The following is a 24,305-nucleotide window of genomic DNA, read 5'->3' as shown; positions in this document are numbered from 1 at the left end:
ATTTAAATGCTGATTGTGTGATCAAACACATATCCTCCTGCAATAACTGCCCCTAGAATACGCGCGTTTTTTAATATTCTACTTTTTACTCATATGAGGGTTATAAATGTCGGTTAAAGACATCTCAGTATCGATACCTGATACGGACACGGGTATTCAAACATCTAAATGGCAAAAACAAGATACAACGTGGATGTTGGGTTTATACGGCACGGCTATCGGAGCAGGGGTTCTTTTCCTGCCGATCAACGCTGGTCTGGGTGGTATATGGCCTTTGGTGATCATGTTGATCATCGCCTTTCCAATGACCTATTTCTCTCATCGTGCCTTAACCCGTTTCGTTCTGTCTGGTTCATCACGCGGTGGTGACATTACAGAAGTAGTAGAAGAACATTTTGGTAAATTTGCCGGGGCATTAATTACCCTGCTCTATTTCTTTGCTATCTACCCTATTCTGTTGATTTATAGCGTGGGTATTACTAATACTACTATCAGTTTTATTGAAGTTCAGATGGGTATGACGGCACCGCCGCGCTGGTTACTGTCTATCGTTCTGATCCTTGGCCTGATGACTATCGTTCACTTTGGTCGTGATATGGTAGTTAAAGCCATGAGCATTCTGGTTTATCCGTTTGTTACTGTTCTGATGCTGCTGGCGCTGTATCTGATCCCTCAGTGGAGCGGTGCCATCTTTGAACAGGCTAACACCAGCTTTGATGCAGGCAGCATTAAAACACTGCTGTTAACGCTGTGGTTAATTATTCCAACCATGGTGTTTTCATTTAACCACTCCCCCATCATCTCTTCATTTGCCGTTAGCCAAAAAGAAACTTATGGTAAAAATGCCGATGAGAAAAGTGGCCGTATCTTAAGATATGCACACTTGATGATGGTTATTACCGTTATGTTCTTCGTATTCAGCTGTGTGTTAAGCCTGTCTCCTGAAAACCTGGCAGAAGCTAAAGCACAGAATATTTCTATTCTGTCTTACCTGGCTAACCACTTCCAAACCCCGCTTATTGAGTATGTTGCGCCCGTTATTGCATTTGTGGCGATTACCAAGTCATTCCTGGGGCACTATCTTGGTGCAAGCGAAGGTATGCAAGGGCTAATGATTAAGTCACTGCGCTCTAACGGCAAGCCGGTACAAATCAAAAAACTGGAACGCATTACTGCAGTGTTTATGATTATTACCTGCTGGATCATCGCTACGCTAAACCCAAGTATTCTGGGTATTATTGAAACCTTAGGTGGCCCGGTTATCGCCATGATTCTGTTTATCATGCCGATGTATGCGATCTATAAAGTTCCGGCTATGCAGAAATACCGTGGCCATATGAGCAATGTTTTTGTGGTGTTGATGGGGCTGGTTGCGATTTCAGCGATTTTGTATACGCTGTTTGCATAGCTGATTTGTTGGTTAATGGTTTAAATCGACATTAATGTATATTCCGGTCGTAAAATATTAAGTGCTTATATTAGCTTTGTGCTCGACCGGAAGATCGTTTGTATTTGGCTTCAGTGCGTGTCGGGCCTGGTCTCCCTACGGGCACTTCGTTGGCTTACGCCAAGTCGACCCCCACGGGAGCCCCTCCCGACAATTGGCTCTATTAAACGGAAAAAGACGGCATTAGCCGTCTTTTTCTATATTAATAACTCTATAAGTATGATTACTGGTTATACGCACTCTCACCATGCGAGTTGACGTCCAGACCTTCGCGTTCCACTTCTTCCGGTACTCGCAGACCAAGGAGGATATCGGCAATTTTGTAGGCTACGAAAGCGACGATGCCTGACCACAGCAGACAAACTACAATGCTTATTCCCTGAACACCCACTTGCTTCAGCATAGTCACACCTTCAGCGTAGCCTGTTCCCCCCAAAGCGGCAGAGGTCAATATGCCGGTGCCGATGCAACCAACGATACCGCATACGCCATGCACACCAAACACATCACAGGTGTCGTCGACTCTCAACCATGACTTCAGTACTACCACGCCCCAAAGGCCAGCAATGCCTGCGATAATGCCCAGAATCAGTGCGCCACCGATACCAACAGAACCGGCAGCAGGCGTAATGGCAACCAGACCAGCAATACAACCGGAGCAGGCACCCAGTAAAGAAGGTTTACCACGAATCATCCACTCGGCGGCTAACCAACCCAGTACCGCCCCTGCTGTTGCGGTTACGGTGTTAACAAAGGCCAGTGCTGCAATTTCGTTCGCACTGCTGGCAGAACCGGCGTTAAAGCCAAACCAGCCGATATAGAGGATCGCAGTACCAATAAATACCATTGGCAGGTTATGAGGTTTAAACGCTTCACGACCAAACCCGCTGCGTTTTCCTAACATGTAGGCACCCACTAAAGCTGCAATCGCCGCGTTAATATGTACCACGGTACCACCAGCAAAATCGATAGCACCCATTTTAAACAGGTAACCGCCTCCCCATACCATATGAGCCATTGGCAGATAGGCCAGCGTAAACCAGATGAAAACAAAAAGAATTACCGCAGAAAACCGAACCCGCTCCGCGAATCCTCCAACGATTAATCCTACGGTAATACAGGCAAACGATCCCTGAAAAGCAACATGAATTAACTTGTAAAACGTACCTGTCACATCGGTTAAGTGAACATCTTTCAGCAGTAACCCATTAAAGTTACCAAAAAAATCATTCCCCTCACCAAAAGCCAGGGTATAGCCATAAATCACCCAAAGCACACTGACTAAAGAAAAAGTCGCAATCACTTGAGTCATCAAAGAAAGTACGTTTTTAGAACGCAGTAATCCGCCATAGAACAGCGCAATACCAGGAATACTCATAAACAGAACCAGTGCAGTACTTATCATCATAAAGCCGTTATCAGCTTTATCGGCGACGCTCTCGGCAGCCATGGCAAAACCAGGAAACATAACCGGCAGACTCATCGCTATTCCGGATAAAAATCTTTTCATCTCTATTCATCCTTCTCACATGTTGAGTATTTATGACTTACAGAGCGTCTTCGTCTGTTTCGCCGGTGCGTATACGTACAACTCGCTGTAATTCAGTAACAAAAATCTTTCCATCACCAATCTTGCCGGTATAAGCAGACTGAGTTATTGCCGCAATCGCGCCCTCAACCTGATCGTCAGACATTGCGATATCAATCTTCACCTTTGGCAAAAAGTTAACGCTGTATTCTGCACCACGATATAGCTCCGCATGACCTTTCTGACGGCCAAATCCCTTAACTTCTGTAACCGTCAATCCCTGGATTCCTATTGAAGATAAGGCTTCGCGCACATCTTCCAGCTTGAAGGGTTTAATCACTACGGTGACAAGTTTCATATGCCTCTCCTCGATTAAGGGTTAACGATTAGTCATGGTTAACTGATAAATGATCCACAATCAGACAGGAGCAATTAGCATGCCAAAATAGAAATGAACCCTACTTTTCTTTCAATAAATATACTTATTAAAAAAACATTAGGGTCTTAAAGCAGATTTAAAAATACGTCAATAAATATATCCAACACATGGTTTTTTCAGGAGAAAATGAAGATATTTCCAGAGAGATTTTCACCATTAAAAAATGATCAATAAAAGAATAAATATAACGGCTGAATAATAAGGAGAAACTCATTCAATCAACAAAAATAAAATTAACCGGATTATTAGCTCGCACTAAAACAGTGCGTAATAAAGAGTAATTTGATGCAATCTAATTTTTAACTATTCTCTATTGCACAAAATTGATCTATTTCTGAGGGCATAAAAAAACCCCGGAAACCGGGGTTTTTAACGCATGTGACAAACCTGATATCAGGCCGCCGGAGTCGTCGGCTGTTGGCCTACTGATTTGGTGCCAGGTTGAGCTTTAGCATGTTGTTTATGCTGCTTCGCCTTGCTACTTGCTTTATGTGCAGTAGCGGAAACCTGCTGAGCATCTTTTACCGGTTGAGTATTACTACCAGCCGCAAAGGCTGTGCCAGACAGAACAAATAAAGCGACTGTGGCCATTGAGAGTAATTTTTTCATTTGGTACACCCTGGTATCCGTTATCAGTGCTAATTACTTAGCTGCTGGTTCTTGAGTTGATTGTTTAGTTTCAGCTTTTTTAGCATGTTTTTTATGCTGTTTGCTCTTATCTGCCATTTTGTGTTGCGCAGTAGCAGTTGGTGCAGAATTAGTTGGGGTAGTTGCAACAGTATCAGCAGCAAATACAGAACCAGACAGAACAAACATAGAAGCAACGGCTAAAGGTAATAATTTTTTCATTTGATAATTCCTCAGGATTGTTAATTCAATTGCGTTTGATAACTCAGCAGGCGTAAACGAACCGGATGCTTATTGGTGATTTAGCTTCGTATCTCGTTAAATCTGAAATAAATATAATCTCTATTTTGTCAGTGAGAGTAAGAGCTAAGTAATTGCAATGTAAATTAAATGTAACCAATAACCGTCACTTTCCATTCATACAGCCAGAGGAGAAAAAACATTAAAAATCAAATAATAAAAGAATTTTGATTGAATATTTTTGTTATAAAATATCAGGTCAAACCAGAAGAAAAAACGGTAAACTCAGTCATTTGTTTAATATGCGAGATATTTATTACTCATTGATTATTCATAGAAAAATAAAACTACAGAAATAAAGTTAAAATGTAACTGTATTAATAGTTTGTCGATATATTAAGTTTATTTTCCCATTGCGAAAAATAAGAAAAAGGTATTCATCTCAACTAATCACCTAATAAATAATACAATGTATAAGTGGGTTAGTTATTTCTTCCCCCACTTATACATTTATATTTAAGCCTGAGTTTCTAATTCCGTCGCGGCCAGTTGTAACTGATGCATCTGATAATAACGTCCCTTTTGCATCAATAATTGATGATGTGTGCCACGCTCAACAATTTGGCCTCTATTGAGTACCACTATTTGATCAGCTTCCACGATAGTAGAAAGACGGTGAGCAATTACCACCAGTGTGGTTTTATGCCGAATAGCACTTAAAGCACGGTGAATAGCCTGCTCGGTACCCGAGTCGATATTTGCTGTAGCTTCATCCAGAATCAGAATTTCTGGTGTTTGCACTAAAACCCGAGCTAAGGCCAGAAGCTGCTTCTGCCCTACCGAAAGATTATTCCCCTGCTCACCCAGCACGGTGTTAATACCAGAGGGCATGGCTTTCACTAGCGTTTCCAATTGGGAAATACGTAACGCTTCCCATACCTGCTCTTCGCTAATTGTTCGCCCCAAAGCCACGTTGGCATAAACCGTATCGGCCAGTACCACAGGATCCTGTTGTACCATCGCCACACCGGTACGCAGTACTTGATGACTCAGGGTTTGTAAAGGACGATCGTCAAGGCAAATCTCACCTTTAGCAAGCGGATAGTAACCCATCAACAGATTAGCCAATGTGCTTTTTCCGCTGCCGGTATGGCCAACCAAAGCAATAAAATCTCGGGATGCAACGGACAGATTAATATCGCTTAAAACCGTTTTGCTTCGGTTATAGGAAAAGCTCAGATCGCAAATATCAATTTTTCCTGACAGCAGTGGCTGATTATCATCACCGTATTTCTGCTGTTCACCATCCATCAGCTCAAAAATACGCTCACCGGCAACAACGGCCTGTTGCAACATCGCCTGCTGAGAGGCCAGCTCAATCAGTGGTTCATTCAGCCGCGACAAATAGTTAATAAAGGCATACAGCACCCCCACACCGATAGAACCTTCAGGACTAAAGCCAAACAACATTAATAGCCCACTCAAAACCAGTGCAGAAATCAAACTTAGTAGCGGGCGCAGCAGCAAGCTTTCCAGACGTAAGGTCTTCAGGCGCATCATATAGTGAGCGCGGTTAGTTTCTCCCAACTGCTCACCAAAACGGACCTGTTGACGGAATTGCTGCAATACCACCATGCCGCTGATAGCTTCATTAAAGCGATTATTGATATCCGCTAACAGACTGCGCACCTGACGTATAACTGGCGTACTATAGCGTTGATAAATACTCATCAAAACCAGTACTACCGGAAATATCGCCATAGCGACCAGCGCCATACGCCAGTCCAGACTAAACATAGCAATCAGCATCGCGCTGATTAATGCCGCACTACGCAATACTGTCGCAACCACGGTGACATATAAGTCTTTAATCACTTCGGTATCGTTTGTTACTTTTGAAATAAGCTGACCTACCGGCTGGGTATCAAAAATAGCGATAGGCTGTTTTAGCGCGGCGTCCATCACATCACTACGGATAGTTTGTACTACACCAACGGCAGCACGGTTAAACAGTAAAGCTTGATTGTAGCGCAGCGTTGCTGCCAGTATTTGCAGTAATAAAAACACTATCGCCAACGCAGCTACTTTGCCGGGCGGCATAATATTTTTTGCCACCATATGGTCAATAAAATAGCTGATCAATACCGGCCCACAAACTTCCGCCCCTGCGGCTAACCACAACAATAAAGCGGCAAGACTTAATGGTTTACGATAAGGAGCACCATAAGCCAACAGGCGTTTCAACGTTGGCCATAATTGGCGGAATTTTTGATTTTTGCTGGTTGTCATATTACTCATCCAGTGCAGCTTCCAGTTGCTGATAGCGATACATATTGCGATACCATCCAGCCTGCTCCGCCAGTTCTGAGTGAGAGCCTCGTTGAGCTACACGACCATCATGCAGAACCAGAATTTCATTGGCATACAGCAATCCTGAGAGTCGATGCGCACTGATGACTAAAGTACGGTCTTTCCCCCATTGACGTAAATTCTGCAGGATCTGATATTCGGTACGGCCATCTACCGCAGAAAGTGCATCGTCAAGGATCAGTATTTCACTTTCCATTAATAACGCTCTGGCGATAGCTATACGCTGTTTCTGTCCGCCAGATAACATAACCCCACGCTCACCGACCTCGGTTTGATACCCCTGCGTGAGATTCAAAATATCTTCATGTACACAGGCCAACGCCGCAGCCTGTTCAATCTCATCCTGTGTAGCCTGCGGATAGCCCAGCGCAATATTCTCTGCGATGGTGGCGGAAAACAGGAACGGCATTTGGCTCACCACAGATAAACGAGCACGCCATTCGTCCAACTTGACCTGCCGCAGCGGTAATGAGTGATAACAAATATCCCCTTCGGTAACGTCAAACTGGCGTTGAATCAGTGATAATAGTGAGCTTTTACCGGAACCGGTTGGACCACATAAACCCAGAGTTTTTCCGGGTTCCAGTCGGGCATGCACATCTTCCAGCGATGCTTTTTCTGTCAGCGGATAGTGAAAACGTTGAATGTTAATATCCAGTACACCACGACCGGGAGGTAAATCTAAATCCCCATCCACAACTTCCGGTGCTTCTTCCAGCAGGCTGGAAATACGCCCATAGGCAGCGCTTCCCCGTTCAACAATATTAAACATCCATGCCAGCGCTAACATCGGCCAAATCATCAGGCCCAAATACATCACAAAACTGGTTAGCTGCCCCAATGTCATTTGATTATGGATCACCATCCAACTACCACCGCCGATCGCCAGCATGTTGGCGCAGGCAACGGCCAGATAAATAGTGGGATCAAAGCGAGCATCCACTCTGGCAACGTGCATATTCTTGTTGCCTGCATCAGTAGCAACATCAGAAAATAGCTTTGACTGATAATTCTCCAAACCAAATGCTTTGATCATTCGAATGCTGGTCAGGCTCTCTTGAGTACGATCGTTTAATGATGAGAATGCGGCCTGAGCGACCCGAAAACGGTTATGCAGCTCATCGCCATAGCGTTTAATAAAAATCGCCATAATTGGCATCGGTAATAAGGATAGCAGGGTCAATTGCCAGCTGATTTGAACGCTCATTACCACCAATACCGCACAACCCATCACCAGCGAATCCACTAGTGTTAGCACCCCTTCTCCGGCGGCAAATACCACCCGATCCACATCATTGGTTGCTCTGGCAATTAAATCGCCGGTACGGTGACGCAGGTAAAAATTGGGATGCTGACGGCTCAGTTGACGATAAAATTTATTACGTAGCTCAACAGCCAGTAGATAGGAAGCACCAAATAGCAGTACGCGCCATACGTAACGCAGCAAATAGATGACTACCGCGGTGCCGACAATCAGACCAATCCACATCATCACGGTATAACCATCCATCTGGCGATGTGTGATGCCGTCGACAATCGTACCTACCAGCTTGGGTGGCAATAACTGCATCAGGGCAATGGTGATAAGAAGTGTCACTGCACCTAAATAGCGTTTCCACTGTAAAACAAAAAACCAGCGCAATTGAGAGAACAGTTTCACTATATTAATCCGGTCATCAGGCAATCATCGGAGGGTGACTGCATTAGTTTAAATTCAATAAAATCAGCGGCGAAAGGATACCATTTCCAGCCAGGCCAAATGAAATTATTTCTCATTTGGCTGCTAAAATTATCCTATTCAGTAATAGGTAAACAGGTGGTCAGCTTGATTTCTTCCATTGCAAAACTGGAAGTCACATCACTAAGCCCGCTGACGCTATTGACCAGACGCTTATAAAAATTGTCAAAGCTCTTCATATCGGCAACCTGAACGCGCATCAGATAATCATATTCACCGGCCATGCGGTAAAAGGCCATTACTTCTGGCATATCCTCCACGCAATCCACAAAGCTTTGATACCAGTCACGGCTGTGACACTGGGTTTTTATCAATACAAAAGCCGTCAGGCTCAACCCCAGTTTTTCTGCATCCAGCAGTGCAACTTTATGGCGAATATATCCCTCATCTTCCAGCCTTTTCAGGCGTTTCCAACAGGGCGTGGAAGTCAGACTGACCTCATCTGCCAGCGTCTGAAGTGACAAGGTGCAATCCTTTTGTAACAAAGTCAGCATTTTTCGGTCAATTTTATCTAACACATCAGCCTCAGAGAGAAATATTTTCTACCATATGTCTATTATACAGAAAAAATAGCAATAATTTTTTCTGTCATCACAGTTAATCTATCAGTATAGAATCAAACCTGCCTGGCAGGTTATTTACAGGCTGTCAAAGGACAAAAAATATGAATCGCCAATGGGTAAAACAGGCTATCAGCGAAATCGAAGCAGACTTTCAACGCTCCGCCGATACGCATCTAATCCGTATGCAGCTTCCACAATTTCCGGGTATTCATCTCTATCTGAAAGATGAGAGTACCCACCCTACCGGTAGTCTGAAACACCGCCTGGCTCGTTCTCTGTTCTTATACGGCTTGTCTAACGGCTGGATCAAACAGGACACCACTATTATTGAGGCTTCATCGGGCAGCACTGCGGTATCTGAAGCCTACTTTGCGCGCTTGTTGGGCCTGCCGTTTATTGCCGTGATGCCGGACTGTACCGCCAAACGTAAAATAGAGTTAATTGAGTTTTACGGCGGCCGCTGCCATTTTGTGAAACATCCCTCCGAAATTTATGAAGCATCAGAACGCTTAGCGAAAGAGCTTAATGGTCACTATATGGACCAGTTTACCTATGCCGAACGGGCAACCGACTGGCGTGGTAATAATAATATCGCCGACAGTATTTTTCGTCAGATGCAACGCGAGCCCCATACCATCCCTGACTATATTGTAATGAGTGCCGGTACCGGTGGTACTTCCGCAACATTAGGCCGCTACATTCGGTATCAGGGACACGATACCCGACTGGTGGTAGTCGATCCGGAAAACTCAGTGTTTTACAACTATTACCAAACCGGAGATCGTACTACCTCCGGCCATTGTGGTAGTCGCATCGAAGGTATTGGTCGCCCACGTGTTGAGCCTTCATTTATTCCACAAGTTATTGACGAAATGATACAGGTTCCTGATGCCGCAAGCATCGCCACCATTCTATGGCTGGAAAAGATCCTCGGCCGTAAAACCGGTGCTTCTACCGGCACCAATGTCTGGGGTGCGTTACAGTTGATGAAACGGATGCGCGATAAAGGCGAGACCGGCGCAATAGTGACTCTGCTGTGTGACAGTGGGGAACGCTATTTGGATACTTATTATAATCCTGAGTGGGTGAAGCAGAATCTTGGGGATTTAAGTGAATATCAGGGATTATTGCTGGATCTTTAAGACGTTATACTAATGGCCGGGCAAGAGGCGTTAAAAAACCAACGCCACTTGTCCCCACACCATGGGTATTCGTTCAAAAGGAACCAGGTTTATAAAGGATCGCCCTTCTCTATCTCCACCGTCTCCAGCTTCGTCTTACGGCGAATCGTCAACGAAGCTCCCATCGAAGCAACAATGACCGCAAACAGCCCCATCCACTGCATCCAGGAAAGAGTTTCATTAAGGAAAATCAGACCGGATAGCGCACCAATTGCTGGCTCCAGGCTGGTCAGAGTACCAAAGGTTTGGGCTGGAAGCCTGGTCAAAGCAACCATCTCTAATGAATAAGGCAGTGCGGTAGAAAGAATCGCCACACCAATCGCTACCGGCAATAACGATAAGGCAAATAGATCGCTGCCCGCATGAGCAACGCCGATAGGTACTGCGATAATAGTTGCCACCAGTGCGCCTAACGCAACAGAACGGGTACCGTAGTTAGCCCCGGCGCGTTGACCAAATATGATATACAACGCCCAGAAGAAACCAGCGCCTAACGCATAACAGGCACCTACCGGATCAATACCGTTCACCGACTGACGTAGCGGGAGCAGTAAGCCCAGCCCGACAATCACCAAGCCAATCCACAGGAAGTCCACCACACGACGGGAAGAACACATGGCTACTGCCAGCGGTCCGATAAACTCTAATGCAACAGCAATCCCAAGCGGTACCGTCCGCAAAGACATATAAAACAGCAAATTCATCCCACCAAGAGACAGGCCATACGCCACCAGCCACCAACGCGCACCGGGAGCAGGTGTACGAGTTGTTTGCTTACGCCACGGGCGTAAAAATATCATCAGAATAATAGTACCTAAAAACAGACGATAAGCCGTTACGCCCTGAGCACCAACCGCAGGGAAAAGGGTTTTCGCCAGCGATGCACCGCCCTGAATAGATAACATGGCAATAAGCAGCAAAATAATGGGCACTAATACAGATGATTTTTTATCTTTCAAAGACATAGGAATAATTAACCGTCCTTCGGTAATCCAATTAACCGAAAGAGCTTTTATAAACTAAGGATGGCTGGGCCAGAATAGCCACTATGATACCTGAATAACCTGAGGGGTTTTACCCCATTCGATAAAATAAAAACAGCCGGTGATTATCTCACCGGCTGTTTTTTAACAGATAAACTGAAAAGATTATTTGCTGTATTTACGCATTACCAGAGTGGCGTTAGTACCACCAAAGCCGAAACTGTTAGACATTGCCGTAGTTAATTCACGACGAGTTGTCTTGGTCACAATGTTCATACCGGCAGCCTGTTCATCCAGGTTTTCAATATTGATGCTTGGAGCGATAAAGCCGTGTTCTACCATCAGTAAAGTATAGATAGCTTCGTGTACGCCAGCTGCGCCCAATGCATGACCGGTCATCGCTTTAGTCGATGAAATTGCCGGTGTGTTATCACCAAACACTTCACGAATTGCACCCAGCTCTTTCACATCACCAACCGGAGTGGAAGTACCATGAACGTTTAAGTAGTCAATCGGGGTATCAACACCGTGCATTGCCATTCTCATACAACGTGCAGCACCTTCACCTGATGGAGCAACCATATCAGCACCGTCAGAGGTTGCGCCATAACCTACGATTTCAGCGTAGATATGTGCACCACGTGCCAGAGCATGTTCCAGTTCCTCAACCACTACCATGCCGCCACCGCCAGAGATGACAAAACCGTCACGGGCTGAATCATAAGTACGAGAGGCTTTTTCTGGCGTGTCGTTGTATTGAGTAGACAGTGCGCCCATAGCATCAAACTCACAGGAAAGTTCCCAGCACAGCTCTTCGCCGCCGCCAGCAAATACTACATCCTGCTTGCCCAGTTGAATCAGTTCAACCGCATGACCGATACAGTGTGCAGATGTCGCACAGGCAGAACTGATTGAGTAGTTAACACCACGAATTTTGAATGGCGTTGCCAGACAGGCCGAAACACCTGAGGCCATTGCTTTGGTCACCATATAAGGACCAACGCCACGTAAACCACGAGAACGCATACCATCAGCGCCGGCAACCTGGCTACGTGGAGAACCACCGCCAGAACCAACCACTAAACCTGTACGTTCATTAGAAACCTGATTATCCGCTAATCCTGAATCCTGAATTGCTTCCTGCATAGAAAGATAGGCATAAATTGAGGCATCACTCATAAAACGAGCAACTTTACGGTCAATTAATCCAGCGGTATCCAGCTTAATATTACCCCAAACATGACTACGCATGCCGGCATCTTGCAGTTCCTGAGCATGGGTAATACCAGAACGCCCTAATTCTAAAGACTCAAGGACCTCTTGTTTATTATTACCAATACTAGAAATAACACCTAAACCGGTGATAACTGCACGTTTCATCTATTACCTCTGTTTTTACTTTATATTGCATGGCGGAATTTGCATAACAGATTAGCTTACACTTGTAAGCTGAACAAGTCCGATCAGCAAAAAAGATGCAACAAAAGATGTTAATTTCCTGACGAGTCGTCCATCATTAAGCTCTCGCTAGCACTTGAACAGACGGTCTTTTAACGTGAATCACACCCCAATCCAACATGCTGACCTCAACTGGAACGAACAGGGTACACCTGTTTCCCGAGAATTTGATGACGTTTATTTTTCTAATCAGGATGGTCAGGAAGAGACGAAATATGTTTTTCTAACGGGCAATCATATTCCTGAAAGATTCGTTGTACATGCTAAGCGTAGTTTTACCGTGGCTGAAACTGGGTTTGGCACCGGCCTGAACTTTCTTACCCTATGGAATGCTTTTCGTCAGTTCTATACAAATCATCCGGAAACCCAGCTAAAACATCTGCATTTCATCAGCTTTGAAAAATTTCCTTTACGACGGGAAGACTTACAGCAGGTTCATCAGGCATGGCCACAATTTTCATCGTTATGTGAACAGCTACAACAACAGTGGCCTTCTGCCTTGCCAGGCTGTCATCGGCTGCTACTGGATAATGGTCGGGTAACGTTGGACCTGTGGTTTGGTGATGTAAATACACTACTACCTCAACTTGATGACAGCGTTAATGGCAAAGTAGATGCCTGGTTTCTCGATGGTTTTGCTCCCTCAAAAAATCCGGAAATGTGGACTCCCCTACTCTTTCAACAAATGGTCAGGCTTGCGACAGAACAAGGCACCTTTGCCACCTTTACTGCCGCCGGGTTCGTTCGCAGAGGTTTGCAGGAAGCTGGCTTTGAAGTTTCACGCATTAAGGGTTTTGGGCAAAAACGAGAAATGTTAGTGGGAGTTCGTCAACCGGACTTATCTCCTCAACAAGCGCTAAACGCACCTTGGTATACCAGCCCCTGCGCCCAGCAGCCAATGGATGTGGCGATTATTGGTGGTGGTATCGCCGGCGCTATGACGGCCCTGTCCCTGTTACGTCGTGGTGCAACGGTCACGATGTATTGTGCCGATGAGTTGCCGGCACAGGGTGCATCAGGAAATTATCAGGGCGCTCTCTACCCTCTGTTAGGTCGAGAGAATGCCATGACCCGTTTCTTCAGTCATGCGTTCACTTTTGCCTGTCAGCATTACGACAGCCTGTTAAGGGAAGGTATAGACTTTGACCATCAATGGTGTGGCGTCACTCAGCTGGGTTATAACGAAAAGAGTTGTCATAAAAATGATGTTATTCTGGCATCAAACCCTTTACCAGAGATCGCCCATCGCTTGTCACAGCAACAAGTCGAAACGTTATGTGGATTGCCTACCGGCTGTGGAGGTATTCACTATCCTTCAGGCGGATGGCTTTCTCCCCGTCAGTTAACCACTAATGCATTACGTCATGCACAAACGCTCGGCATGAAAGCCTGTTACCAACATTCCCTTGTTGGACTCAAACCGACAAAACAAGGATGGGAATTAACCTTCAGCCATGGAAAAAGTGCCCAACATGCCACTGTTATTTTAGCCAATGGCTATCAGGTCACTGAATTTGAGCAAACGAATCAACTTTCGCTAACGCCGGTACGCGGTCAGGTATCCCAGGTTCCAACCAATTCACAATTGGCTCAGCTAAAACACGTACTTTGCTACGATGGTTATATGACGCCAGTAGATGCTAACTATCAATACCACTGCATTGGTGCCAGCTATGGCCGGGGAGATAGCCAGACTGATTATCATCAGGCAGATCAACAGGAAAACCGCCAGCGACTGCTAAATTGCCTGCCTGATATCGACTGGCCACAGCATATCGATATCAGCGAAGGATTAGCCCGGTGTAGCGTTCGTAGCGCTATTCGAGACCATTTGCCCATGATGGGAGCCGTTGCAGATTACTCCCGGCTACGAGAATCCTACCAACATCTGGATCGCAGACTCAAACGAGGTGAAAAAGTAGAACAGGCTCCGGTATGGTCGGGACTGTATATGCTGAGTGGATTAGGATCTCGCGGCCTTTGTTCTGCCCCTTTACTGGCAGAAACCCTGGCAGGACAGATCTTTAATGAACCATTGCCATTACCCGCTGATATTTTGGCTGCACTAAACCCAAATCGACTTTGGGTAAGAAAACTACTGAAAGGAACACCACTGTAAATCACATTGAGTTCGGACGAATATTTCATTCGTCCGAACCAAAAAAGTAAAACGAATAATCAAATTGATGGCAACATCTGTTAGCTCAGTTTAGTGCCTTAAGATAGCCAATCGTTAGGAGGGACGGGTGTTGGGGTCGTAGCAGCTTTAGCTGCCGGAGCGCCCCTAACCCGGCCAGGCCCAACGCACTCCATAGCTAAGTACTGATTGTCTTCCGACCGCACTCTATATCAATTTAAGCACATAGTCTTTACGGTCGGAATATGCAAAGGTGCTAATTTATCTGATTTGCCAGCCGCCTCAATTACCCCACTTTCAACTGCAAACTCTTCCATAAATTAAAAACCAACACCTGATCCGGCGGAGAGAGCTCACCAGCTTTAATGGCTTTATCTAAACTTTGCTCAATCAATTGTGAGTAATCGTCTAAACTGCTGCGGCCCTGCTCTTCGGCCAGAGCCGCAGCCAGCGTGATATGTCCGCGTAAATAACCGCCAGCAAACAGTTCATCATCGCTGGCATGTTCAACGTTACTATCAATCAAAGCCAGTATGCGGTTCTCTAATTCTGCAATCATGCGGTTTCTCTACTTGGTTAATAATAAAGCCAGGTGGCAAAAGCCCCTTTGAATTTAAGACCAGAGCAAATTAATTACACCAGCCGGTAGGATATTCCGGATAAGGGAAATCATCCGCAGCTAATGGACTGGTCTGATAAAACTTCTGTAACGCCTGAATAAAACGAGCGGGTCTCTCTGGTATACCGTTCTCCAGATAATCCATGACCTGAGCATGAACTTTACGCTGAAATGCGATGCGATCTGGCTGAAAATCCCCTTCCAGATTATCGCAACTGACGTTGAATGGATAACCGGATGCCACACAGAAAAACCAGTCAAAGGCCTGTGGTTTTATCTCTACCACTTCAAATTCAGACTGTTTATCAGCACTGCGTCCGTCCGGGCAATACCAATATCCGTAGTCAACCTGCTGACGGCGCTGATCTCCGGCAATACACCAGTGAGAAATTTCATGAAAAGCGCTGGCGTAAAAGCCGTGAGCAAAAACTATCTGGTGATACGGAGTCTTATCATCTGCTGGCAGATAGATGGGTTCATCATTGCCCTGAATCAATTTAGTCTGATAGTCCACACCAAAAGTTTGCTCAAACAGATCGATAAGATCCTGAGGGTTATGTTGTCTGGTCAATTAACGTCACTCTGCTTTAAGAGGGTGTATCCCTACTGTTTTATTAGAAAAAGCCTGCAACCCACTGATGAATTTCAGCGCTGTGGTTATCATAAATTAGTTTACAGCTCATCACGAACGATACGGTAATCAACATTGGCCGTATCAATTTTTGCCCTTTGGTCAGCACCATACGGGCACCGCTACGAGCACCAATAACCTGACCACACAACATCACTAAACCAACGCTCCAGATAACCTTTCCCCCCAGGATAAAAAACAACAGGGAAGCCAGGTTAGAAGTGAAGTTCAATACTTTGGCATGAGCCGTGGATTTAGTCAGATTGAAGCCGCGCAGTGTAACATAGGCTAAGGCAAAGAAAGAACCGGCTCCGGGTCCAAAAAAGCCATCGTAGAAACCCACGCAAAATCCGGCAACGAAAGCAAAAGGCCAGGTGGTTAAACGTTTCTGGCGATCCGCTTCCCCTACTTTAGGGCTGAAAATAAAATAGAGCCCAATGGCAATCACTAACAACGGCAGAATAGAACGTAGAATATTTGCATCAATATGCTGAATAAGAATGGCGCCAATCATGGCGCCAATAAATGTCAGCAGGATGGTCCATCGCTGATCCTTTAAATCCACTGCTTTCTGGCGGATAAAATAGAGGCTGGCAGAAAAGGATCCGCCGATAGACTGTAGTTTATTAGTGGCAAGCGCCTGGGCAGGCGGAATACCGACTGACATGAGTGCTGGCAGGCTAATCAGCCCACCACCACCCGCAATGGAGTCAATAAATCCGGCCAGCATTGCAACAAAAAATAGAATCAGATAAATCTCAACGCCGAGCGGAAGCCACTCCATTTATTATTCTGCCTTAAAATTATTCACTATCAGTGCTTTACATGTTGCCGGTGGTTCCGGAATAACCGGATCTTTAGGTTTAGCATTAGGTAATTTAGCCGGTGCTTCCAACCAACTGGTCAGTTCTGCTCCACAGCCATCGCCAGCAGGAATAGCTGCCTGCTCTTCACACTCATGGCTATCTGCCGGGCAGCGTAAACGCACATGCATATGGGCGCGATGACCGAACCATGGGCGGACTTTACGTAACCAGGTACGATCGGTTCCGGCGGTTTGACACAGCTTTTGCTTGATGGCCGGATGAACAAAAATACGTGTCACATCACGATCGCTGGCGGCCAGTTTAATCAACTCACCAACTTGTGGTTGCCACAGGCTTTCAACCACACGCTTGCCGTCACCGGAGACTAAGTCAATGGCTCGCGGATTTTTTAACTGAGTTGCACTCCAGCGAGAAGTTGGCAGTTGTAACCAGATATCGACATCCAAACCACTCTGATGGCTGGCATGTCCGGTCGCAAAACGACCACCGGCAGGCATTCCCATATCACCCACCAGCACATTACCTAAACCACTTGCCTGAGTTTCAGTGGTTAAACGGTCGATAAACGACAGTAGATTTGGGTGACCAAAATAGCGTAACTGCTGGCTACGCATTACCTGATACCCTTCTCCCTGCAGTTCCAAAGGCTCAGCGCCAATAATACAACCGTTAGAGAAACCACCAATAGATTGCGGTTCACCGGCAACCGGTTCCTTCACTTTCTGCCACGGAGTTGCTGCCGTTACGGAAGCGCTAAACGCTAACGCTGCCGCGACTAAAAACCATTTTTTCATTACTAATATCCTTACCAACGTGGAACGTCTGATTTCACGTCATTGCACTGTGCGCGATTACGCATCAAGTGATCCATTAAAACAATTGCCATCATCGCTTCTGCGATCGGCACCGCACGAATACCTACACAAGGATCATGGCGACCTCGGGTAATCATTTCTACTGCTTCGCCCTGCTTATTAATCGTCCGTCCAGGAATAGTAATACTGGACGTTGGTTTCAGCGCAATATTGGCAACAATTTGCTGCCCGCTGCTGATACCACCGAGAATACCGCCAGCGTGGTTACTCAGGAACCCTTCTGGTGTAATCTCATCACGATTTTCACTGCCGCGTTTATTCACTACGGCAAAACCATCACCAATCTCAACGCCTTTGACAGCATTAATACTCATCAAAGCATGGGCCAAATCAGCATCTAAACGGTCAAAAACCGGCTCCCCTAATCCAACCGGAACGCTATCTGCTACCACCGTCACTTTGGCACCAATGGAATCACCCGCTTTTCTTAATTCGCGCATCAGTTCATCCAGCGCTTCCAGACGATCGGTATCCGGACAGAAAAAGGGATTCTGTTCTACCTGATCCCAGTCTTTTAACTCACAGCTAATATCACCCATTTGTGACAAATAGCCGCGAACCTGAATGCCAAATTGCTGCTTCAGATATTTTTTGGCAATAGCGCCAGCCGCTACGCGCATCGCTGTCTCACGGGCAGAAGAACGACCTCCGCCGCGATAGTCACGCAGGCCATATTTTTGCTGATAAGTGTAATCGGCATGTCCCGGACGAAACAGATCTTTAATTTCGCCATAGTCTTGTGAACGCTGATCGGTGTTCTCTATTAACAGACCAATACTGGTGCCGGTAGTTACCCCTTCAAATACACCAGATAAGATACGAACGCTGTCAGGCTCACGACGCTGAGTGGTATAGCGGGAAGTGCCCGGACGACGACGATCCAGATCGTGCTGTAAGTCAGCCTCGGTCAGGGGAATCCCTGGGGGTACGCCGTCAACAATACATCCCAATGCAACACCATGTGATTCGCCAAAGGTCGTCACACGGAATAATTCTCCAATACTGTTCCCTGCCATCACAGCTCCTTAGCTGTTATTTATCATCAGAGCGTTCAATAGCCCGGTAAAAGTGATTGTCACAACAATCGCAATAATCTAGTTGCAATAAATATTAGTCGCGATAGATACGAAAATGTTCGCTGCATGCCAGCAGTTGGTCCCGCGTTAGCATAAATACGCCATCGCCGCCGAACTCAAACTCCAGCCAGGTAAATGGAATATCCGGATATTCATCCATCAGATGCACCATGCTGTTACCTACTTCGCAAATTAATACACCGTCTTCATTCAGATATTCTGGCGCACGAGCCAGAATACGACGTACTAATTTGAGACCATCGGTACCCGCTGCCAGCCCCAGTTCCGGTTCATAACGGAACTCTTTTGGCAAGTCTGACATATCTTCCGCATCCACATAAGGCGGGTTAGTAACGATTAAATCGTATGTTACCGGCGGCATATCGCGGAACAGATCGGAACGAATGGGTGTAACACGATGTTCCATGCGATGCGCTTCAATATTTTGTTCAGTTACTGCCAGCGCATCAACAGAAATATCGACCGCATCGACTTCAGCCTCCGGGAAAGCATAGGCACAGGCTATTGCAATACAGCCGCTGCCAGTACACATATCCAGAATGGTTTGCGGTTCCTGAGTAATCAGTGATTCAAAACGATGATTAATCAGTTCACCAATTGGAGAACGAGGCACTAATACCCGCTCATCAACAAAGAACTCATGACCGGCAAACCAGGCTTTATTGGTCAGATAGGCCACTGGTAGACGTTCGTTTACCCGGCGAATAACTCGTTCAACAATACGCTGGCGTTCGCTGAGCGTCAGGCGAGAAAAATACATTTCCGGGGGAATATCCAGCGGTAGGAACAAAGTTGGCAGTACCAGTTGAACGGCTTCATCCCATGGGTTATCCGTTCCATGGCCGTAATAAATACTTGCCGCATTAAAACGACTGACGGACCAACGCAGCATATCCTGAATGGTATGCATGTCGTTAACCACTTCATCTACAAAAATTTTGTCCAATGAGCCCTCCGGCAAGGAATAGAATTCGCAAATAACCCCCTAGTTTGCCACGAAGCTTGTAACAAATCAGCTGTAATCAAGCGTAATTCTGCTATCAGTTCAGCACAAATAATCACACTCATTTTATATCTGACGTAGACAGAACGCTCGTTCGGGTTACACTAAGCGTTATCTTTTATCACATTTAGTCAATTTTGAACTCTTGAAGAAAAATAAATTTACCTTATCAGATGAAGAACATGCGCTATTTCGGGACTCGGTTCGTGGAATAAAACCCCTGCGCCAGGATAAGGCTCTGCATCGCATTAAACCCAAAGTGAAAAAGCGACCGGTTGAACGTTTACTTCAGGAGCAAATGGATGCCAGTTTCTATTTTTCTGATGAATTTCAGCCTCTGCTAAGTGAAGATAGTCCTATCCGTTATGTGCGCCCTGGCGCTAATAGCTATGAAGTAAAAAAACTCCGCCGTGGTGATTACTCGCCAGAGCTGTTTCTTGACCTGCATGGATTAACACAAGCAGAGGCTAAACAAGAGTTAGGGGCATTGATCGCCGCCTGCCGTCGGGAACATGTTCACTGTGCTTGTATTATGCATGGCTATGGTACCTATGTACTGAAACAGCAAACGCCGTTATGGCTGGCACAACATCCAGATGTGATGGCCTTTCATCAGGCACCTAAAGAGTTTGGTGGGAACGCCGCAATATTGGTATTAATTGCTCAGGAAACTTCTGAAGACCCAACTCCATTCTAACTTCACGTTATTTTCACATACGCCAGTTAACCTGCCGGAAAGTCTGATGATGTCCACCGCAGGGAGTTGCCAAATATGAGTAAAACACATCGAATAATAAATAATACCGTCTGGTTTACCCTTTTGGGGCCATTAATTGGACTGATTGTTGCGATTCCCACGATATATATCTATACGGGTTATCCATCTGGTTTCTTCCGCGATATCGTCCGTGAGTTACCTTTTGTTCTGCTCATTACCTATATCTGGGGAAGTTTGCCGGCACTGACGACTGGAATCATTATTGCCAACTTAACGCCGTTGTATCAAAAGTTTCCTTTTGCCGCGCTGATTGGTGCAATAACGTCGGGATTACTCCCAACCACTCTATTTATTTTTTGGGACAGTTAGATTTTGAAGTTCTCTGGCTTTCCATTCTCTGTGGAACTCTCTCATCGGTAGCCATGTATCAAGCTGTTCACTACTTACCTGCGCTCTTTTCCCCTTTAGCCACTAACCCTGAGCAGCTCGATTCGCAAAAATAGCTACTGGACGGTTATTGGCTACATTCGGTATCATAAAGCCGGACGCTAACCCGTCTCAACCTCTCTGTATTATCGCGGCTGCTGAACCACGATTAATCTGATGAGGCATCAATTTATGGATAACATCCGAAACCGGGCCTGGCGGCTCTCACAAAACAAACGTAAAAAACACCAGGGTGGTCGGGCAAAAGACGACTATCGTGGAGAAAAGAACTGGAAAATGCTCTATACCCGTCATGACAAGCTGGCAAGATCGGTGCAGCTAGGTATTGAGTACCCCAGAATATCCAATAGTCAACGAACGCTAAAAGCCATGGAAGAGGCCTGACTGCCGTATGAATGTATTATTTATCTGTAGTCGTAACCAATGGCGAAGCCCTACCGCAGAGCAGGTATGGCGTCGCCATCCCGACCTCTCAGTTAAATCAGCCGGAACCAGTCGCAATGCCCGTAAACCGTTAACTCCGGTATTGTTACAGTGGGCTGATGTGATTTGCGTTATGGAACAAAAACATAAGAACCGTATTGTGGCGGAATACCAGCGTCTGATAGAACATAAGCCCCTTCATGTATTGGATATTCCTGACGACTACAAGTATATGGATCCAGAGTTGGTAAGTTTGCTGGAGGAAGTAGTAGCGCATCGGCTTGGACTTTAAATTACTGACTTTTCCGGCCCGACAGCAGGTTTATGCTTAAGGCCGGAATACTCACTAGAACCAATCTAAATACTCTTCAACAATTAGCCCAGTGAACCTGGCGTTTGCTGCCAGTCAAGAGAGCCTCTGCCAGTTTCGACATCCAGCGTAATCGCCGCTATGGCTGAAGTACTAAACATAGGCGGGTATATTCCTCCGCAAAGTTCAGACACCAGATAGCCCACCAGCGGTAAATGAGAAACCACTAATACGGAACTCACCCCATCCTGCGCTAAGGTCATCAGATAATCGGCGGATAATATGGCATCACCACCCGGCGTAAGGGCTGAGAACGTTTCTATGGTAGAGGAAGATAGCAGAGGGAATTCATTTTTGACTACGTCCAGCGTTTGCTGAGCACGAACATAGGGACTGACTAATACCCATTCAATATCAGCAATTTGTTGTCGTAGCCAGAGCGTCATTTGAGCCGTTTCCTTACGCCCACGCTCTGTTAAGTTGCGAGCCGGATCGCTGTCAGCATGATAACTGGCCTCGCCATGCCGCATAATTAACACCTGCATGTTTTGCTCCGTCCATTTATGGCTAACGCCGGTATTCCGGCGTTAGCATTATTCTAAACTATACAAAAACTGGCGGCGATTAACGCAGACCCAGTTGGAAAATCATGGTTTCAGCCTGGCACGAGAATGTGAAGTCTACGCTCAGCTCCACTCCACCAGCCACGTCAGTCAGACGGCTTTCAATCAGGCAAGGCTCAGACTCTGTTGCTCGTGCTTTTTCTGTCAGCATCTTCAACATTAGCTCTGCTTCACCACGATTGGTAAACACATTTTGGTAAGACGCGGTGCAATCCGTGTTGTCCATCACGGTACCAACATCAACACAACAACAAGCAGCGGTTTCTTGTGCATTACATTTTAATGAATCAGACATCGTACTCTTCTCCTGTGAATAAAACGGCTGAATGGTCGTTTTATTTAAAACCTGAATGAGATCTAGCTCAAAATTCAATAATCTTTCCTATACTACTCTTCCTGCCCAATTTGCGCATGAGTTTTGTTATGGCAGGGTCAATCATCCGGGCAATAATTAATCGTTCCACACAAAATTGATTTATAACAATATGATTATTATTGCCTTTATAATTTTTCATGTTGATACAACCCAAATGTAACCAGCCCTGTATGTAAAAAGTATTTACTTTTAACTAAAGTATTCAGCCCGAATCCCCCTTAACCTCAGTCATTCCGGTCAACTGGTCTAATCTGTCGCTATCATCTTACTCCCTACAATGCCGCCTCAATTATTACAATCCGTAATAATTTTTATCACTTTTGAGATTTTGGTATGCACCACAAAAATATTTTAAGAAAGTCAGCATTGGCAATTGTTATAGCAGCAGTATCTTCTAATCTTTATGCATCAGGCTTCCAGCTTCAGGAATCATCAGCTTCAGGGTTAGGTCGTGCGTTTTCCGGTGAAGGTGTGATTGCTGATAATGCGGCATCAGGTAGCCGTAACCCTGCATCAATGACGATGTTTGACCGCCCTACATTTTCTGGTGGCGCCATTTACGTCCAACCTACAGTAAAAATCAGCGGTACTTCACCGTCAGGTTCAGATATGTCCGTTAGTGACATTACGCCAAACGAATGGGTTCCTAACTTTCACTTTATCTATCCAATTAATGATCGTTGGGCTGTTGGTGGCTTTTTAACCAGTAACTACGGCCTTTCTACCCAATTCGCTGATGACTATGCGGCAGGCCCTTTAGCGGGTAAAACCTCATTAAAAACCGGCAACCTTAATCTCAGCGCCGCTTACCGTATCAATGAATATTTCAGCTTTGGTGCTGGTTTTAATGCGATCTACGCAGAAGCAGAAATCAACCGTCATGCCGGTGAAAATAGCAACGGAATGCCAAGAGATACTGAAGTCGTTCATATGAAAGGCGACGAGTGGGGCTATGGCTGGAACGCTGGTCTGCTATATGAAATCGATAAAGAAAACCGTATTGGCCTGAGCTATCGCTCACAGGTAGATATCGACTTTAGTGGTGATTACAGCAGTGAGTTACCATCCAGATATAACGCTCTACAAGCCGCTACAGGGATGCCATGGGGAACCAATGGTCAAACTGTTAATGGTGATTTAACGCTGTCTCTGCCAGAAGTTTGGGAGATTGCGGGATACCATAAAGTAGCACCGAAATGGGCTATGCATTACGGCTTGAGCTATACCAGTTGGAGTGAGTTCAAAGAGTTAAAAGGTACCGGCAACGAAGGACAAACGCTGTTCTATAAGAAAGAAAACTTCCGTGATGCATACCGTATCGCGTTAGGTACCACTTACTATCATGATGATACCTGGACCTGGCGTGCCGGTATTGCGTTTGACGATAGCGCAGTACCTGCTGACACCCGTTCAATTTCAATTCCTGACCAGGACCGTTTATGGTTAAGCCTGGGTTCAACCTACATCTTCACCAAAGATGCTTCAATTGATCTTGGCGTATCTTATATGCACGGGCAAAAAGTGAAGATTGAAGAGAAACTGAACAACTCAGCCAATAGCCCAACCTATACCTTCCGTTCAGAAGGGAAAGCATGGCTATACGGTATCAACCTGAACTATACCTTCTGATTCAGTCCTACTGTTC

25 protein-coding genes are annotated in these 24,305 nt (G+C 45.7%); 8 read left to right on the top strand and 17 right to left on the bottom strand.

What is annotated here, in order from left to right; translation table 11 throughout:
- Positions 1-106 precede the first annotated feature (106 nt).
- The gene (locus GOL65_RS17330) at positions 107-1,408 is read left to right on the top strand and encodes an HAAAP family serine/threonine permease (protein ID WP_140918219.1); all 1,302 of its coding nucleotides are present in this window, start codon (positions 107-109) and stop codon (positions 1,406-1,408) included.
- A gap of 262 nt (positions 1,409-1,670) precedes the next feature.
- On the opposite strand, the gene amtB is transcribed toward GOL65_RS17330, so the two are convergent.
- The 7 genes from amtB to GOL65_RS17295 form a co-directional block, all read right to left on the bottom strand.
- Positions 1,671-2,957, bottom strand: a complete 1,287-nt coding sequence (amtB, locus tag GOL65_RS17325; RefSeq protein WP_179038470.1) for an ammonium transporter AmtB — start codon at positions 2,955-2,957, stop codon at positions 1,671-1,673.
- A gap of 37 nt (positions 2,958-2,994) precedes the next feature.
- The gene (gene glnK, locus GOL65_RS17320; RefSeq protein ID WP_130591921.1) at positions 2,995-3,333 is read right to left on the bottom strand and encodes a P-II family nitrogen regulator; all 339 of its coding nucleotides are present in this window, start codon (positions 3,331-3,333) and stop codon (positions 2,995-2,997) included.
- A gap of 474 nt (positions 3,334-3,807) precedes the next feature.
- Positions 3,808-4,023, bottom strand: coding sequence for a hypothetical protein (locus GOL65_RS17315; RefSeq protein ID WP_140918221.1), 216 nt, complete (start codon positions 4,021-4,023; stop codon positions 3,808-3,810).
- A gap of 33 nt (positions 4,024-4,056) precedes the next feature.
- Positions 4,057-4,263 carry a hypothetical protein gene (locus tag GOL65_RS17310; protein WP_140918222.1) on the bottom strand — a complete coding sequence of 69 codons (207 nt, stop codon included), beginning with the start codon at positions 4,261-4,263 and terminating at the stop codon, positions 4,057-4,059.
- Positions 4,264-4,797: 534 nt separating this feature from the next.
- On the bottom strand, positions 4,798-6,570 hold the full coding sequence (locus GOL65_RS17305; protein WP_140918223.1) for a SmdB family multidrug efflux ABC transporter permease/ATP-binding protein: 1,773 nt from the start codon (positions 6,568-6,570) through the stop codon (positions 4,798-4,800).
- A 1-nt stretch (position 6,571) separates the two neighbouring features.
- Complete coding sequence (locus tag GOL65_RS17300; RefSeq protein ID WP_140918224.1) at positions 6,572-8,311, bottom strand: SmdA family multidrug ABC transporter permease/ATP-binding protein; 1,740 nt, start codon at positions 8,309-8,311, stop codon at positions 6,572-6,574.
- A 134-nt stretch (positions 8,312-8,445) separates the two neighbouring features.
- On the bottom strand, positions 8,446-8,907 hold the full coding sequence (locus GOL65_RS17295) for an Lrp/AsnC family transcriptional regulator (RefSeq protein ID WP_130591926.1): 462 nt from the start codon (positions 8,905-8,907) through the stop codon (positions 8,446-8,448).
- A gap of 146 nt (positions 8,908-9,053) precedes the next feature.
- Between GOL65_RS17295 and GOL65_RS17290 the strand changes: the two genes are divergently transcribed.
- On the top strand, positions 9,054-10,094 hold the full coding sequence (locus tag GOL65_RS17290; protein ID WP_140918225.1) for a PLP-dependent cysteine synthase family protein: 1,041 nt from the start codon (positions 9,054-9,056) through the stop codon (positions 10,092-10,094).
- 89 nt (positions 10,095-10,183) lie between these two features.
- Here the strand turns inward: GOL65_RS17290 and rhtA are convergent, their stop codons facing one another.
- Together rhtA and fabB are read right to left on the bottom strand one after the other, a co-directional pair.
- Positions 10,184-11,098 (bottom strand): threonine/homoserine exporter RhtA, encoded by a 915-nt coding sequence (rhtA, locus tag GOL65_RS17285; protein ID WP_140918226.1) that lies wholly within the window; start codon positions 11,096-11,098, stop codon positions 10,184-10,186.
- A gap of 183 nt (positions 11,099-11,281) precedes the next feature.
- Positions 11,282-12,496: a beta-ketoacyl-ACP synthase I gene (gene fabB, locus GOL65_RS17280; protein ID WP_140918227.1), complete on the bottom strand. Its 1,215-nt coding sequence runs from the start codon at positions 12,494-12,496 to the stop codon at positions 11,282-11,284.
- 175 nt (positions 12,497-12,671) lie between these two features.
- Between fabB and mnmC the strand changes: the two genes are divergently transcribed.
- A complete protein-coding gene (gene mnmC, locus GOL65_RS17275) occupies positions 12,672-14,693 on the top strand; it encodes a bifunctional tRNA (5-methylaminomethyl-2-thiouridine)(34)-methyltransferase MnmD/FAD-dependent 5-carboxymethylaminomethyl-2-thiouridine(34) oxidoreductase MnmC (RefSeq protein ID WP_140918228.1) in 2,022 nt (673 codons plus the stop codon).
- A gap of 304 nt (positions 14,694-14,997) precedes the next feature.
- Here the strand turns inward: mnmC and GOL65_RS17270 are convergent, their stop codons facing one another.
- The 6 genes from GOL65_RS17270 to prmB all read right to left on the bottom strand — a co-directional run bounded on the left by GOL65_RS17270 (position 14,998) and on the right by prmB (position 19,706).
- Positions 14,998-15,270: a YfcL family protein gene (locus GOL65_RS17270; protein WP_140918229.1), complete on the bottom strand. Its 273-nt coding sequence runs from the start codon at positions 15,268-15,270 to the stop codon at positions 14,998-15,000.
- A gap of 70 nt (positions 15,271-15,340) precedes the next feature.
- A complete protein-coding gene (locus GOL65_RS17265; protein WP_140918230.1) occupies positions 15,341-15,901 on the bottom strand; it encodes an elongation factor P hydroxylase in 561 nt (186 codons plus the stop codon).
- A gap of 43 nt (positions 15,902-15,944) precedes the next feature.
- Positions 15,945-16,745, bottom strand: a complete 801-nt coding sequence (locus GOL65_RS17260) for a sulfite exporter TauE/SafE family protein (protein ID WP_140918231.1) — start codon at positions 16,743-16,745, stop codon at positions 15,945-15,947.
- A gap of 3 nt (positions 16,746-16,748) precedes the next feature.
- Complete coding sequence (gene mepA / locus GOL65_RS17255; RefSeq protein ID WP_140918232.1) at positions 16,749-17,582, bottom strand: penicillin-insensitive murein endopeptidase; 834 nt, start codon at positions 17,580-17,582, stop codon at positions 16,749-16,751.
- A gap of 11 nt (positions 17,583-17,593) precedes the next feature.
- The gene (gene aroC / locus GOL65_RS17250) at positions 17,594-18,679 is read right to left on the bottom strand and encodes a chorismate synthase (RefSeq protein WP_140918233.1); all 1,086 of its coding nucleotides are present in this window, start codon (positions 18,677-18,679) and stop codon (positions 17,594-17,596) included.
- A gap of 94 nt (positions 18,680-18,773) precedes the next feature.
- Positions 18,774-19,706, bottom strand: coding sequence for a 50S ribosomal protein L3 N(5)-glutamine methyltransferase (gene prmB / locus GOL65_RS17245; protein ID WP_140918234.1), 933 nt, complete (start codon positions 19,704-19,706; stop codon positions 18,774-18,776).
- Between the two features lie 202 nt (positions 19,707-19,908).
- On the opposite strand from prmB, the gene smrB reads away from it, so the two are divergent.
- The 4 genes from smrB (at position 19,909) to GOL65_RS17225 (ending at position 21,643) form a co-directional block, all read left to right on the top strand.
- Positions 19,909-20,460, top strand: coding sequence for an endonuclease SmrB (gene smrB / locus GOL65_RS17240; protein WP_140918235.1), 552 nt, complete (start codon positions 19,909-19,911; stop codon positions 20,458-20,460).
- 75 nt (positions 20,461-20,535) lie between these two features.
- The gene (locus GOL65_RS17235) at positions 20,536-20,850 is read left to right on the top strand and encodes a hypothetical protein (RefSeq protein ID WP_140918236.1); all 315 of its coding nucleotides are present in this window, start codon (positions 20,536-20,538) and stop codon (positions 20,848-20,850) included.
- 249 nt (positions 20,851-21,099) lie between these two features.
- Positions 21,100-21,312 (top strand): hypothetical protein, encoded by a 213-nt coding sequence (locus GOL65_RS17230; RefSeq protein ID WP_140918237.1) that lies wholly within the window; start codon positions 21,100-21,102, stop codon positions 21,310-21,312.
- Between the two features lie 7 nt (positions 21,313-21,319).
- Positions 21,320-21,643, top strand: coding sequence for a low molecular weight protein tyrosine phosphatase family protein (locus GOL65_RS17225; RefSeq protein ID WP_140918238.1), 324 nt, complete (start codon positions 21,320-21,322; stop codon positions 21,641-21,643).
- A gap of 83 nt (positions 21,644-21,726) precedes the next feature.
- Here GOL65_RS17225 and sixA read toward each other — a convergent pair whose 3' ends face one another.
- Positions 21,727-22,206 carry a phosphohistidine phosphatase SixA gene (gene sixA / locus GOL65_RS17220; RefSeq protein ID WP_140918239.1) on the bottom strand — a complete coding sequence of 160 codons (480 nt, stop codon included), beginning with the start codon at positions 22,204-22,206 and terminating at the stop codon, positions 21,727-21,729.
- A 79-nt stretch (positions 22,207-22,285) separates the two neighbouring features.
- Positions 22,286-22,579, bottom strand: coding sequence for a YfcZ/YiiS family protein (locus GOL65_RS17215; protein WP_140918240.1), 294 nt, complete (start codon positions 22,577-22,579; stop codon positions 22,286-22,288).
- Positions 22,580-22,993: 414 nt separating this feature from the next.
- On the opposite strand from GOL65_RS17215, the gene fadL reads away from it, so the two are divergent.
- Positions 22,994-24,289 (top strand): long-chain fatty acid transporter FadL, encoded by a 1,296-nt coding sequence (fadL, locus tag GOL65_RS17210; protein WP_140918241.1) that lies wholly within the window; start codon positions 22,994-22,996, stop codon positions 24,287-24,289.
- The last annotated feature ends 16 nt before the right edge of the window (positions 24,290-24,305 follow it).

Origin of the sequence: Limnobaculum xujianqingii (assembly GCF_013394855.1) — a bacterium.
Taxonomy (GTDB): domain Bacteria; phylum Pseudomonadota; class Gammaproteobacteria; order Enterobacterales; family Enterobacteriaceae; genus Limnobaculum; species Limnobaculum xujianqingii.
The sequence above is the reverse complement of the archived record's forward strand: the minus strand, read 5'-3'. Positions and strand labels throughout refer to the sequence as shown.

What these genes read in the sequence shown, in the direction of transcription:
- GOL65_RS17330 (WP_140918219.1), top strand. Translation starts at nt 107, where the DNA reads ATGTCGGTTAAAGACATCTCAGTATCGATACCTGATACGGACACGGGT.
- amtB (WP_179038470.1), bottom strand. Translation starts at nt 2,957, where the DNA reads ATGAAAAGATTTTTATCCGGAATAGCGATGAGTCTGCCGGTTATGTTT.
- glnK (WP_130591921.1), bottom strand. Translation starts at nt 3,333, where the DNA reads ATGAAACTTGTCACCGTAGTGATTAAACCCTTCAAGCTGGAAGATGTG.
- GOL65_RS17315 (WP_140918221.1), bottom strand. Translation starts at nt 4,023, where the DNA reads ATGAAAAAATTACTCTCAATGGCCACAGTCGCTTTATTTGTTCTGTCT.
- GOL65_RS17310 (WP_140918222.1), bottom strand. Translation starts at nt 4,263, where the DNA reads ATGAAAAAATTATTACCTTTAGCCGTTGCTTCTATGTTTGTTCTGTCT.
- GOL65_RS17305 (WP_140918223.1), bottom strand. Translation starts at nt 6,570, where the DNA reads ATGACAACCAGCAAAAATCAAAAATTCCGCCAATTATGGCCAACGTTG.
- GOL65_RS17290 (WP_140918225.1), top strand. Translation starts at nt 9,054, where the DNA reads ATGAATCGCCAATGGGTAAAACAGGCTATCAGCGAAATCGAAGCAGAC.
- rhtA (WP_140918226.1), bottom strand. Translation starts at nt 11,098, where the DNA reads ATGTCTTTGAAAGATAAAAAATCATCTGTATTAGTGCCCATTATTTTG.
- fabB (WP_140918227.1), bottom strand. Translation starts at nt 12,496, where the DNA reads ATGAAACGTGCAGTTATCACCGGTTTAGGTGTTATTTCTAGTATTGGT.
- GOL65_RS17270 (WP_140918229.1), bottom strand. Translation starts at nt 15,270, where the DNA reads ATGATTGCAGAATTAGAGAACCGCATACTGGCTTTGATTGATAGTAAC.
- GOL65_RS17260 (WP_140918231.1), bottom strand. Translation starts at nt 16,745, where the DNA reads ATGGAGTGGCTTCCGCTCGGCGTTGAGATTTATCTGATTCTATTTTTT.
- mepA (WP_140918232.1), bottom strand. Translation starts at nt 17,582, where the DNA reads ATGAAAAAATGGTTTTTAGTCGCGGCAGCGTTAGCGTTTAGCGCTTCC.
- aroC (WP_140918233.1), bottom strand. Translation starts at nt 18,679, where the DNA reads ATGGCAGGGAACAGTATTGGAGAATTATTCCGTGTGACGACCTTTGGC.
- GOL65_RS17235 (WP_140918236.1), top strand. Translation starts at nt 20,536, where the DNA reads ATGAGTAAAACACATCGAATAATAAATAATACCGTCTGGTTTACCCTT.
- GOL65_RS17230 (WP_140918237.1), top strand. Translation starts at nt 21,100, where the DNA reads ATGGATAACATCCGAAACCGGGCCTGGCGGCTCTCACAAAACAAACGT.
- GOL65_RS17225 (WP_140918238.1), top strand. Translation starts at nt 21,320, where the DNA reads ATGAATGTATTATTTATCTGTAGTCGTAACCAATGGCGAAGCCCTACC.
- sixA (WP_140918239.1), bottom strand. Translation starts at nt 22,206, where the DNA reads ATGCAGGTGTTAATTATGCGGCATGGCGAGGCCAGTTATCATGCTGAC.
- GOL65_RS17215 (WP_140918240.1), bottom strand. Translation starts at nt 22,579, where the DNA reads ATGTCTGATTCATTAAAATGTAATGCACAAGAAACCGCTGCTTGTTGT.
- fadL (WP_140918241.1), top strand. Translation starts at nt 22,994, where the DNA reads ATGCACCACAAAAATATTTTAAGAAAGTCAGCATTGGCAATTGTTATA.